Consider the following 12,713-nt stretch of genomic DNA (forward strand, 5'->3'; position numbering starts at 1 on the left):
CTATTCGTAATTTCCAAATAATCAGCAGAGACGCCTTCGCAATGGACCGTTTCAACGCCATGCGCGTGTTTACCCGAATCGTCGAACTCGGCGGGTTTGCCAAAGCCGCAGACAGCCTGCAATTGCCTCGAGCGTCGGTCACTACGCTGATCAAGCAGCTTGAAGCGCACCTCGGGGTGCAACTGCTGCAACGCACCACGCGACAGCTCAGTCTGACCCTCGACGGCGCTGCCTATTACCCCCGTTGTGTGCGGTTATTGGCAGATCTGGAGGAGACCGAAGCGGTGTTTTCCGCCGCGCGACACAACCCCAAAGGGCTGCTGCGCGTGGACATGCCGGCAGGAATCGGGCGTTTGATCGTGATTCCAGCGCTGCCGGAATTCACCCGCCGTTATCCTTTGATTGATTTGGAGATCGGCTTGAATGACCGCCCCGTCGACCTGATCCGCGAAGGCGTCGATTGCGTGCTGCGCGGTGGCCTGGTGCTGGATGATTCATTGGTGGCACGGCCATTGGTCAGGCTGGATCAGGTCACATGTGCCAGCCCTGACTACTTGCAACGCCACGGAACACCTCAATGCCTGGCTGACCTTGCGGGGCACCGGATGGTGGAATATTTCTCCGGCAGTACCGGTAAGCGTTACGGGCTCGAATTCAAGGTCAATGACGAGGTTCAACTCATGGATTTGCCCAAACAGGTCGCGGTCAACAGCGCCGACGGTTACCTGGCGGCCTGTGAGGCGGGGTATGGACTGATTCAGACCCCTTACTACCACGTTGCCCGCCAGCTCGAAGAAGGCCGTCTGTGTGAAGTGCTCGCTAAGGTGCCGCCACCGGTAATGCCGCTGACGGCGCTTTATCCACCTCACCGCCAGTTGTCCCGGCGGGTGAGGGTGTTTGTCGATTGGCTGGTGGAGCTTTGCGCGCAGCCGGGACTTAACGTTTACAGAAAGGATTCAAGCGGCTGAACACGCGCTGTCCAGTGCCCTGACATTGCGTTGCAAGTCATCGTGCAACTGTTGCATGTCAGGGCAATGCAGGTTGAGGTTGCGCGGCTGCGCCCCACGATGAAACAGGGCGAACCATCCCTGGTTGCCGGGCGCGGGCATCAATCCGGTGAAGGTGAAACCGCGCATCGTCAAACGGTGAAGGTCTTCGGCAAAGTGCCGTGACAGCGCGAGTTTGACTGAGATAAACCAATGAGGGGGCAACGCTGAGAGCTGGTCCAGCAGTCGGTCGCTCAAGCGGTGAATGGCGATGGCGTAGCGCTGATGGTGTTGTGTGATGTGCACCGCAAATGAAGGCGGCGATATCGCGACCCGAGAAGTCCCGAACACAGCGCTCAAGCGTTGCATCAACCGGCGGCAACTCTCGGGCCACTGAATGTCAGGTAGCGCGCGCGAGTTCCCTTGGGCCACATAACAACCGATCACGATGGATTCCGGATGCGGCGTGGCGAAGGGCGACGGTACGTAATCGGGGAGTAATCCGGTGCTATGGAAGCCAATGCTTTGCGCCATGCGTTGCGTGTAAGGATGGTGGGTAACCTGTTTGATCAAGACACTGTTGAGCCCCAGCGAACCCGCCTGTCTCAGCAATTCTCGACTCAGGTTCGTCGCGATACTTTGCCTTTGTGCGGCGGGATGGACCACGCTGAGGGCCAGTTCCGTGGTATCCGTCAGTGTGTCGTTGCATAACGCGGCATGCCCCAGAACCCGTTGGCCGTCTACTGCCAGCATCGAGGTCCAGCGACCATCGGCATTGTGTTGGCTGATCATGTTCGGCAGATAAACATCCGGTTGAACGTAATGATCCCCATAGACCATGCGAAACAACTGGCTCACGTCGTGTGCATCTCCCGGCCGGTAGCGGCGATAAACAAGGTTCGACATCACGCACGCTCCGTTGAAGGTGTGTCATACACACGCAAGTCCAGGACGCGCATCTGCTTGCCGGATCGCGGGTGAAGTTGCAAATCGGTGACCGCGCAGGACAACACGCGCAACTCCAGCAGCCCCTCTCGATTCAGTTGCCCAATGCCGGGATAGTGCATGACCAGCGCTTCATACAGCGCGCTGCAGACGGGGACGGTGGCGGTTGATGGCGTGTCAGGCACCCACTTCACACTCACGATGTCTTTGTATCCCGCTTGCTCGATCAACAACTGCCATTGATCGCTATGAGCGATGCGCTGCACGATTAGCAGGATTTCATCGACCAGCAACGACAGCGAACCCACTCGGACCCGCTGGCTGTGGGCGCTACGGCCCCTGAGTGCGAATTTTCGCTTCGGTGTAGTACTCGGTTCACGCCAGCAAGCGCGGTCGCCTACCGGATAACGCAGCAGCGGCATGAGCCGGCGAGTCAGGTTGGTGACCACCAGCAAACCGGTGCGATCACAGTCTTCTATGACTTCCCCGGTGAGTTCATCGACAATTTCCAGCAAGGTGTGTGGTTCAAACACCCGGTGCTCACCCATGGCGCAATCACGACTGCTGGCGCCGATCAGGCCGGCATCGACACTGGCGTAGCCGATGGAGGCAATGCGCACATTGGGCAATACCGACTTGAGAATGGCTATTTGTGCGGGGAACAGGCTTTCGCCGCCGTACAGCAATGTTTCAACCTCCAACAGCACGCGCAGATGCTGGTGCAGGTAGGCGGCGAATCGCAACAACTGCGCCGGTACGCCGACCAGCACGTTGATCCGATGCTGATCCACCGCATCGGCCAACACATCCATGTCGACACTGCCCGTGAACGGGAATTCACAGATGGACTTTTTGACGTGCGCCAGTGAGTCATGGATGAACACAAAGCTGGCGTAAAGATCGCCGGAAAAAAACAGATTGGCGACCCGGTCACCGTCCTCTAATTGAGCAGTAACACTGTCGCTGAAGGTGCTCACCAGTGTGAGCCATTCATTGGACGTGTAAACACTCAGTTTGCCGTGGCTGGTCGATCCGCCGGTTTTAAATACCAGCCCGTTATCGACTTGCCCGGTCAGCACCGGCCAATAATTCAAGTCGTTACTGTCTGTCCAATAATCAACCGCGTTGGTCAGCGGTAGATCTTTTAAAGTAATGCCTTTTGCCGGTAAGTGTTGCAGTTGTTTACGGTAGAAATTTGAGTGTTGCCTTATATAAGGCACGAGTTGTTCAAGCGAATAAATTGAATTCACTGGGTTCTCTTTTTTATCAGGCGTTTGGACGGTTAAAAACAAGCTATTGCAAACAAAGGATCTATTTATATTCGGTTATCAATGACCAATGGGGTTTTACCGCTGTGTGGATTTCTTGTGAACGCTGTTTCAGAGCACACGTGGATTTCCACCGTTAAAAAGCCATCGTTCACCGCGTGCGCCAGTGCTTCATCAGTCAATAGGGATTGGTGGACGTCGCCAGCGTTTGAATTGACTAAGACGCGCAGCCGCTCCATGCCATCCGGCGCATGGTCCAGGACCATTTGAATCGGCCTGCCGACACTGTCTTGCAGAGCCTGTGGTGAAATGAATTGTGTGCCGACCCGTAGCAGCTTGCCGTGGCGTTGCAGCAACTCGAATCGCGGCGAGTCGAGTCCACAAGGACAGGGGCCAGGCACCCATCGACCGGTGTCGCCAACGTCATACCGGCGCACGTCCTGGCCTTGCCGTGCCCGGGACGTGAACAGCAAACGACCGACCTCATCGGCCTGAACCGGCACATCCTGTTCCATGTGCACGATTTCCAGATGCTGGGTATCGCACATCAAATGAAACAGCCCATTGGCCGTCGCCGAGCAGGCATGCCCAAGAGGGCCGGCGTCTACCGAGCCATAGATCGCCGAGCGAATCTGCGATACGCCACAGCTTTCCATCAGGCTCAGGCTGGCCTGTGCCGAATGTTCGCCACCGAGGAACACCTTGTGGATGCCGCCATAAGTGCGAAGACGCTCTTGCTCGTTGAAGAACAGGCGGTGCAAGGTACTCGGCATGCCGATCAACACAGTGACGCGGTGGTCGGCGATCATTTGCGCTATTTCGCTGAAGTCGTCATTCGGCGGTGCCCCCATTGGGAAATGGGTCATTCCCATCTGCTCAAGTACCTTGGTAAAACTGGAAAACCCGCCGTACAAGCTGCCGCCGTAAAACAGGTTCATCACCCGGTCTGTCGCAGGGTCGAGGCCGGCGGCGAACAGGCCGTCGGCCGCCGCGCGCATCTGCCGCTGGAAGTCGCGATAACTGAACCCCGCCAGCGCCGGCGTGCCGCTGCTTCCACCCGAACGAAAATACAGCTGTGCCGCGGCCCTGATGGGCAGGGTCATGAACGCGTTTTTATCCATGATCGGCGCTTGGTGTGTATCAGGTGCGGCGGGTAGCGCGTCGAGTGTTGCCCGGCCAGTCACCGCATTCGGTGGCAAACTCACCGAGAGGCGGCGACTCAGGCGCGCCAACGCGTAGACACCGTCATGCGGCTCACCGGCGTAGCCGTCATGAATAGACCCGCAGGGCGCAATGCGCGTGACCCCCGCGTTGACCAGCGTGCGCACCAACAGCGGCGTTTGTGTCGCCGAACAGATCAATGCGCAGCTTTGCAGCACGTTACGCCACGGCAGTAGTGTCCGGGCGATCAAGTGCTGCGGTACGGGTTTGAGCAACAGGGTACGAAACAGCGGAGACGGTGCCAGCGCTTGATGGTGCTCCCAGATAATTCGCCATCCGGTGCCGGTCCAGACCTGGCCGACCTGGTTCGCAAAGCAATTTTCCAGTCGCGCCATGGCGCTGCGGGTGGCGATTTCCGACGCTTCCTGATCGTTCGGAACCAGCGCCGGCCACTGGTTGGCGCGGCGTTTGAACGACTCAGCCAGTCGCTCCCCCAAGGCCTGTAAAACCGCCGGATCGTCACTGTCGATCAGCAACCATTGCGGGCTGGAGCAGGCTTGTTGATTCAGACTGCAGACCTCATCCACCAATGCATCGAGCGTGGACGCAGTGGCCGCATCCGGCGACAGGTAAGCGAAACTGATTCTGTGGCCCCAATCGATCCAGCGACATCCGGCCGGGATGTGCTGACGAATGGCTTTAAGCGCCTGTTCGCCGCCCCAGGCCGATACGCCATCGGCGTGAGCGCAGAGTTGAGGGATCTTTGCGGTGCTGACAGGCAGTACCGCAATGAAATCGGCCAGCGTCTCGCTGGTGTCGCACTGCACGAGGGCCGCGAGTAATCGCGCGGTCAATCCTTCATCGCTGGAGCTGGGGCGAAGCCAGTTGACGTTGCCGGCCAACAGGCTTTCAACGACCGCGCAGAACGCCAGCAGCGGTGCATTGCCTGGCGTCACATGCACCACCAGTCCCAGCGGATGCCAGCTTTCAAAGCGCGCTTGCTGGTAATCGATGCGCCGTAGCGAGCGGGGTTGCACGCCCAGTTCTCGCTCAAGCTTGGTGCTGAGGGTGCTGCGCTGGCAAAAGTCGATAAGCCCTTGGCGTTGTTCATTGTCGAGGGGTAAATCGAGTCGGTTTGCCTGCAATTGCTCAGCAAATCGCGTGGCGGTTTCGATCACGGTATCGCTGTCGATTGGCGCATTCAGCAGCCTGGGAAGTTGTTGGTGCAGCCCTTCAAGGGTTGTCTCAAGGTTCACTTCGGTGTGCAGTTGGCCATTGATCAAGTACATGTCATGCCCCTCCAATCAGTTCGGACGCGGCCATCGCGCAGCTTCGGCTGGCAGTGGTTCCGGCGCGTCCATGCAGTTCAAACCAGTCGGTTGCCAGGCCGCACCCGCAGGTTGCGCCGGGGTGCAACGTCGCCAGGTCCCCCATCACCACGGCATGCGCCGGGCTTGAAGAAATGTAAGGAGAGACGAACTCCAGCAAGCCACGCTGGCCGTAGGGCTGGACGCTGAAATCGGCGGGATTGCGCACGAAAACCTTCGAATAAATCGGCACGTGGAAGTGCTGGTGAGCACACTGGATGTAAGGCACGGCATGCTCCACGGCACCATAGCCATCCCGGCAGCGGGACAGCGCGATACCCAATTGACGGTTGATGCGTTGATACAACTGCGACAGAGGAATCTCCTGTGCCGCCTGGGTCTTCCAGCCGCCTCCGAGAAACACCAATGACTCGGCCGGCAGCTTGAGGTCCGCGAGGTCCGTGTCGTCCATGTGCTGCAACGCCTGGGACAGGAATGCTGGAAAGCCGAGAATGCGCACGGGCAAACCTTCTTCGGCGAATTCCTGCAAGGCGCGGACAACCCCAAACAGGTCGAACGCGTGTCCTTTGCCGGTCAGGCGCAATCCGTAGGCGACTCGGTTGACCGGCGCATAGCTACACAGAAACTGATCGGTGTAGGCGGTCCCCAGGCTAATGGCCGCTTCGGGTTCATAGCTCAGCAGCAAGTAGTTGCAAGGGCGGTCGGGGGTGTCCCAGCCGTAGTGCCGGAAAATGTGGCTGACCATGCCTTGGGCGGCGGCCATGCTGCGTGCGTCATAGCGCATGCGACTTTTCTGACCGCTGGTGCCGGACGATGTCAGCTCCAGCGCGCCTTCGCCCGAAGGACCCGTCAATAAACGGCGTTTGAAATAGTGGGCGAAAATCGGCGGCAGTCTTGACCAGTCATCCATCGATTCCAGCGCCTTGGCATCAAGCCCATTGGCGTGCAGCCAGCGTTCATAGCCCGGCGTGTGCTGAAAATGGAACAGGCAGATTTCGCGCATCGCCTGATCGAACAGGCCGTCGGGCACCGAATCCAGGCAATAGGGTTTCGCTAACGCGCATAGCGCATCAGTGTGGGGTAAGTGGATCATCAAAGGACCTCTGGTCAGGGATCAGACGGCAAGCGCGACAGGTTGGCGTCGCAGAAAAAATCGCAAAGGAAGCAGGCACATGAGCCCTGCGATACCCGCCATCAGGGAGAAGGATTCATGGCTGTTGCCGGCGCCGGCTGCCGCGAGAATCGAGCCGCCGCCCCCCATGACAACGATCGAGATCATGCCGATCATGGCCGAGACCAGCCCCTTGCTGTCATCGCTTGAAAACAACGCAAGGCGATACAGAGCGGCATTGCTCATGCCAAGGCCGACGGCGTAAAGCCCAAGGCAACCGATCAGCAAAGGTGTCGAAACGCCGCAGACACTGAGGGTGACCAACGCAATAAGCCCACCGCATAACGGCCAGAGCGCGTATCGAATCAGTTGTGGCAGTTCAGTGTTGGCGATCAATCGGTTGAGTATCAGATTGCCAACAATCACGGAGGCAAATACCGGGATTTGCCACAGGCCGTACTCAAGCGCGGAGACCCCCAGGTTTTGCATCAACAACAGCGGCGCGAGCCCGATCCAGGCAATCAATGGCAGGCTCATCACACCCAGCGCGACAGTGGCGCTCAGGAATCGCGGGTTGGTGAGCAGCGCGGTGTAACGGCGCACGGTGCCGCGCCATTCAAACGGGACAGCAATCAGGCGCTGACCGTCATGGCGCAACGTCCCCACGGTTTCCGGCATGAATACGTAAAGTGCTGACCAGACTCCCATGCCGCCGATACCCAGCAGTAAAAACAGCTCCCGCCAGCTCAGCCATTCCAGCAGCAGGCTGCCAAGCAATGGCCCGAGAAGGGGAGAAAGCAGTGCAACGTTCCCCAGCAGCGCCATGATTTTTACCGCGTCCGCTTCACAAAACACTTCTTGCAAGGCCGGGTAGCTGACGGCAATCACAAACCCCAGACCCATTCCCTGAATCAGACGTAATCCGTTGAACGTATAAATATTTTGCACACTGAACGCCGCGCTACAGGCCACCGTGAATACCGCACAACCAATGAGTAACATCTTGCGGCGGCCCAAGTGATCGGAGAGCGGGCCGATAAGCCATTGTAAAAGTACGCCCCCTGCCAAATACAGATTGAAGGCAAAAGGAACATGCTGCGCACTGGCATTCAGTTCATGAGTGACGGTCAACATCGCCGGCATGATCATGTCACTGGCCATATAAGTCAGTAGTTCGAATAATGTTATTGCGAGGCAAAAGCCAAGCAAATGATGCGGGCTTATGTTGATTAAAGGCTTGTCCATGACATCCCTGTTTTTGCGCGAGGTTAAGTAACGATATTGTTGTGGCGCGGTAAGAGTATTCATCAAAGAGCCATAGCTCCATTGAACGATTGAGACTCAAAGCTTCAATAATTTTCGCTATGTTTCGAAGTGCGGCGGCAGGAATGGAACAAGTAATTGAACCTATACGAAAAATGCCCGCAACAGGGCGGGCATTTGTTCAGGGAGTATGGATCTTCTAACGCGTGAACGTTAAGAGCGCCAGCAGGGGAATCAGCGGTGTGATTCGACGAAACCTTTCAAAATTCTCATGGTTAGCGCCGCTATGAAGCCAAATCTCTTCATCGGCTGTAACATGAGACCCCGTTTGCAGCGTGCCATCCCCGTAGAAAGGTAGGGGTTGGCATGCATTCGGATACAAAGCGGATACTTTTTCAGGTTCAGGAACTCGCAATGACTCAATCGCAACGTTTGAAATACTCGATTCTGATCTCCCTGGTCGTGCTGGGGATCATGTTCGGCCTTTCGTATCTGCAAAACGAAGGTGTCATCAGCGAGAAACTGTTTCAGTACATCGCCATCGGTGTGGCGGTGATCGTAGTGGTGATCAACGGCATGATGCGTCGCAAGGTCAAGCCTTGAGCGACGCCCCTTGAGCTGACGGCTCGCGATGGAGCATGGCTACAGCGTGCGGATGCAGGCTGTAGCTTTTGTCTGGATTGAGCATGATCACGCCTTCGCTGCACAATCGTTTCAACACTTCCCGCACACTGAGAAAGGACAGGGGTATATCCAGGTCCAGCAACTGGCTGTGCACACCGCGCACGCCAAGGCTGCGTTCGCTTTCGGCGGCGGCCAGCAAGGCGTCGATGACTTTCAGGCGAACCAGACTGGTTCGCAGGCCAAAACTTTTGAGCAGCAATCGGATGCGCTCATTGCCATTGCGCTCGACGCGCTGATCGAAAATGGCGGAGCCCATGGCAGGGCCCGTTGGCGCGTTGCTACCGTCCGTTGGCAGTTGCGAGTTGTACATGCAAAAACTCCTTTTCCGAGCCAGCCAGAAAATGTGATGGGTGCTCTCCATCATTAGACGGACGAGCGCGACAAATAGTGAAGGCCTGAATGTAGAAAATTTGTCGACGCCATGTGAGCAGCATGTCATGAAGGCCATCTGGAGTGTCTTTGCAGGCCTAAATTTTTGACTTTTGTTTCGTTTCAGAGAGACGGCAGGGTGTTTGTCTTTTCGATCAGGAGCGAGCGTGATTATTTCCAGACATTTAACCAGGTTAAGCCTTGCAGGGTTATTAGTGGGGCTGAGCCTTGCGGCCAACGCGCGCAGCCTGCCAGTACAGGCGAGCGCTGATGTTCGACGCACCAGTTTTGGCGTGCCACACATTCGTGCCGACAACGAGCGAGGGCTCGGTTATGGCATCGGGTACGTTTACGCTCAGGACAACCTGTGTTTGCTGGCCAATGAAATTGTCACCGTCAATGGTGAGCGTTCACGGTATTTCGGCCCGGAGCAGCTGACGGTCGAGGAGCGCGAAAATCTGGTCAGCGACCTGTTTTTCACCTGGTTGAATACCCCTGAAGCCGTCGCCGGTTTCTGGCAGGCGCAAACGCCTGAAATACAGCAACTCATGGAAGGTTATGCAGCCGGCTACAACCGTTCGCTGGCGGAACGTCGCGAACAGGGTTTGCCGTTGCAGTGTCAGGGGTCGTGGGTGCGCGAGATTAGCGCCCAGGACCTGGTCAAGTTGACCCGGCGTCTGCTGGTCGAAGGCGGAGTAGGGCAGTTTGCCGAAGCGCTAGCCGGTGCCACGCCACCCAACGCTGTCTCGCAGGTGATCGGTGAACCATCGTCCTTCCAGGTGGCCGCGTCGCGCCTGCAACGGTTTGCGCTGGATCGCGGCAGTAACGCCGTGGCCATCGGCAGCGAACGCTCGTTCAATGGGCGCGGGATGTTGCTGGCCAATCCGCATTTCCCTTGGGTTGGCGGGATGCGCTTCTATCAGATGCACCTGACGATTCCCGGCAAGCTGGATGTGATGGGCGCGGCGCTGCCGGGTTTGCCGATGATCAACATCGGGTTCAACCAGCACCTGGCCTGGACCCACACCGTGGATTCGTCCAAACACTTCACGCTGTATCGATTGCAGCTTGATCCCAAGGATTCGACCCGCTACCTGCTCGACGGCCAGTCCTTGCCAATGCACAAACAAAACCTGACGGTGAAGGTGAAGCAAGCCGATGGTCGGACCACTCAGGTTGAGCATGTGGTGTACAGCTCGCAATTTGGCCCGATTGTGCAATGGCCGGGAAAACTGGATTGGGACCAACAGTTCGCCTACAGCCTGCGCGATGCGAACCTGGGTAACGACCGGGTCTTGCAGCAGTGGTATGCGATGAACCAAGCGACCAGCCTCAAGGATTTACAGGCCTCGGTGCACACTCTTCAAGGTATCCCGTGGGTCAACACCCTGGCCGTGGATGATCAGGGGCAAACGCTGTACATGAATCTGTCGGTGGTGCCCAACGTCAGCGCCGAAAAACTGGCCAAGTGCAGTGATCCGCAGGCCGGGTTACAGATGATCCTGCTCGACGGTTCCAACAGTGCGTGTGCCTGGGACATCGACCCGCAAGCGGCGCAAAAAGGTATTTTTGCCGCCGACAAGCTGCCGCAGTTGTCGCGCAAGGATTTTGTGCAGCACTCCAATGATTCGGCCTGGATGGCTAACCCGGCGCAACCGCTCACCGGGTTTTCGCCGCTGATCAGCCAGGAGGGCCAGCCGCTGGGTTTGCGCTCGCGTTTTGCACTGGATCGATTGAGCACGCTGAGCAAGGCCGGGCCTTTGACGGCGGCGGATTTGCAGCGGATGGTGATGGACGATCAGGTGTATCTGGCCACTCAGGTCATGCCCGATTTGCTGCAGTTCTGTGCCGGTGACCTGGGGGGCGATGCCGTGGCGCTGAAACCTTTGTGTACCAGCTTCAATGTGTGGGACCGCCGGGCGAATCTGGACAGCGGACTGGGGTTTGTGCACTTTCAGAATGTCATGGAACCGTTGCAACAAATTCCCGATATCTGGCGTGTGGCGTTTGATCCCAACGATCCGCAAAACACCCCGCGTGGTCTGGCCATTGAACGAGCGGATGTCGCCAAGACCCTTCGCGATGCCATGCTCGCTTCGCTAGAGCAAGTGAACGCCCAAGGATTGAAACCTGACGCGCGCTGGGGTGATATTCAGGTGGTCAGCAGCGGTGGCCAGCAAACACCGATTCATGGCGGGCCGGGCACGCTGGGCGTGTACAACGCCATTCAAAGCGTACCCAGAACAGATGGCAAACGTGAAGTGGTCAGTGGCACCAGCTATTTGCAGGTAGTGACCTTTGATGACAAGGGGCCGCAAGCTCAGGGTTTACTCGCGTTTTCGTTATCCAGCGATCCGGGTTCGAAGTATTCGCGGGACCAGACACAGGCTTTTTCGAACAAGCAACTGAGCGTGCTGCCCTTTACTGAACAGCAGATCACGTCAGATCCGCAGTACCAAGTGCAGACGATTCACGAGCAGGATGAAAAAGCCGGGAAGGTAGTTGCGCATTGACAGCGAAGACACCTGGACCCGACATGAAGGCCGCACCCCGCCAGGGTGGCGGCCTTCAGCTTTTAGGCGTTTGGGTCGGAATTGAATTGAGGACCGGATTACCGTCTTTGTTTCGGGTCAGGTAAACCGGCAGCACCTTGGGCAGGGAAGCCACCAGGCTGTTGAGCTCCTTGATGTTGTAGATACCGCCGAGGCGGATCTGGCCGGTGCTGTGATCGGCCACCATCACCGGTTTGCTCAGGTAACGATTGATCAACGGCAAGGCATCGGTCAATGACAGGTTATCGAGCACCAGTTTGCCACTGCGCCAGGCCAGCGAATTGTCGTTGGCATAGGTCTGACTGATTTGTGGTGTGAAGTCGCCGTGCTTGAAGCGCGCTTGCATGGCGGGGCCGAGACGTAAGCCATCGCCGGGAAGGTCGTCATTGCTGGTGACCAGCACAGAGCCTTCGATCAGGTTCACACGGACCTGATCTTCGTACATCCAGACATTGAATTGGGTCCCGGTGACGCGAATCCTGCCGTCTGTGGCCCTGACGATAAAAGGGTGAGTTGTGTCATGGCTGACGCTGAAGAACGCTTCGCCTTTTTTTAGCGTCACCCGGCGCTGATCCTTGTAGTTGCTGAATGTCAGCTCACTGCCAAGGTTCAGTTCTACCTGGCTGCCGTCGCTCAGGGTGACCTGACGGACAGTGTCACTCGCTTCAACGTGCTGGTACGAATTCGGCAGCCAGCCCATGTTCCAGCCGCTCAAAGCCGCGAGCGGCAATGCCACTGCGCAAACGGCGGCGGCAATGCCGAGACTACGCCAGGATTTGGCCGGTTTAAAACGCGCAACGGGTTCGACCGCTTCCGGACGCGGCAGGTCCCCTGCAACCTCCCAAATTTCCAGCATGGCTTCATATTCGAATGCATGCAGCGGATGAGCGTCACGCCATTGTTCGAAGGCTACCCGTTCTTCGGTGGTGCAATCGACAGCATGCAGACGCATGCACCAATGCGCAGCGGCATCGGTGATCGCGTCATACTCGGCTGGCGATAGAGAGTTGTCGGTCATTGACTCATCCTGATTTCCGGCATTCTAA

At 57.5% G+C, this 12,713-nt stretch carries 10 protein-coding genes; 3 read left to right on the top strand and 7 right to left on the bottom strand.

What is annotated here, in order from left to right; genetic code table 11:
• Nucleotides 1-41: 41 nt before the first annotated feature.
• Entirely contained in the window at nucleotides 42-968 is a 927-nt protein-coding gene (locus ACWGZX_RS27570) for a LysR family transcriptional regulator (RefSeq protein ID WP_452626308.1), read from the top strand.
• On the opposite strand, the gene ACWGZX_RS27575 is transcribed toward ACWGZX_RS27570, so the two are convergent.
• The 5 genes from ACWGZX_RS27575 to ACWGZX_RS27595 all read right to left on the bottom strand — a co-directional run bounded on the left by ACWGZX_RS27575 (nucleotide 957) and on the right by ACWGZX_RS27595 (nucleotide 8,044).
• Nucleotides 957-1,892, bottom strand: coding sequence for a GNAT family N-acetyltransferase (locus ACWGZX_RS27575; protein WP_452626309.1), 936 nt, complete (start codon nucleotides 1,890-1,892; stop codon nucleotides 957-959). The two genes, ACWGZX_RS27570 and ACWGZX_RS27575, sit on opposite strands and share 12 nt — an antisense overlap.
• Nucleotides 1,892-3,181 (bottom strand): phenylacetate--CoA ligase family protein, encoded by a 1,290-nt coding sequence (locus ACWGZX_RS27580; protein WP_452626310.1) that lies wholly within the window; start codon nucleotides 3,179-3,181, stop codon nucleotides 1,892-1,894. Before ACWGZX_RS27580 ends, ACWGZX_RS27575 begins: the two co-directional genes overlap by 1 nt.
• A 65-nt stretch (nucleotides 3,182-3,246) precedes the next feature.
• Entirely contained in the window at nucleotides 3,247-5,649 is a 2,403-nt protein-coding gene (locus ACWGZX_RS27585; protein WP_452626311.1) for an aldehyde dehydrogenase family protein, read from the bottom strand.
• 1 nt (nucleotide 5,650) lies between these two features.
• Nucleotides 5,651-6,781: a LuxE/PaaK family acyltransferase gene (locus tag ACWGZX_RS27590; RefSeq protein ID WP_452626312.1), complete on the bottom strand. Its 1,131-nt coding sequence runs from the start codon at nucleotides 6,779-6,781 to the stop codon at nucleotides 5,651-5,653.
• 21 nt (nucleotides 6,782-6,802) lie between these two features.
• Entirely contained in the window at nucleotides 6,803-8,044 is a 1,242-nt protein-coding gene (locus tag ACWGZX_RS27595) for an MFS transporter (protein ID WP_452629076.1), read from the bottom strand.
• 432 nt (nucleotides 8,045-8,476) lie between these two features.
• On the opposite strand from ACWGZX_RS27595, the gene ACWGZX_RS27600 reads away from it, so the two are divergent.
• A complete protein-coding gene (locus tag ACWGZX_RS27600) occupies nucleotides 8,477-8,665 on the top strand; it encodes a hypothetical protein (RefSeq protein WP_223520621.1) in 189 nt (62 codons plus the stop codon).
• Here ACWGZX_RS27600 and ACWGZX_RS27605 read toward each other — a convergent pair.
• Nucleotides 8,655-9,056 (bottom strand): fe2+ zn2+ uptake regulation protein, encoded by a 402-nt coding sequence (locus ACWGZX_RS27605; RefSeq protein ID WP_223520619.1) that lies wholly within the window; start codon nucleotides 9,054-9,056, stop codon nucleotides 8,655-8,657. The two genes, ACWGZX_RS27600 and ACWGZX_RS27605, sit on opposite strands and share 11 nt — an antisense overlap.
• Before the next feature lie 226 nt (nucleotides 9,057-9,282).
• Here ACWGZX_RS27605 and pvdQ point away from each other — a divergent pair, with 226 nt between their 5' ends.
• Entirely contained in the window at nucleotides 9,283-11,628 is a 2,346-nt protein-coding gene (gene pvdQ, locus ACWGZX_RS27610) for a bifunctional acylase PvdQ (RefSeq protein ID WP_452626313.1), read from the top strand.
• Between the two features lie 55 nt (nucleotides 11,629-11,683).
• Here the strand turns inward: pvdQ and ACWGZX_RS27615 are convergent, their stop codons facing one another.
• The gene (locus tag ACWGZX_RS27615; protein WP_452626314.1) at nucleotides 11,684-12,685 is read right to left on the bottom strand and encodes a FecR family protein; all 1,002 of its coding nucleotides are present in this window, start codon (nucleotides 12,683-12,685) and stop codon (nucleotides 11,684-11,686) included.
• Nucleotides 12,686-12,713: the final 28 nt, after the last annotated feature.

The organism is Pseudomonas sp. CLCA07 (genome assembly GCF_053615335.1).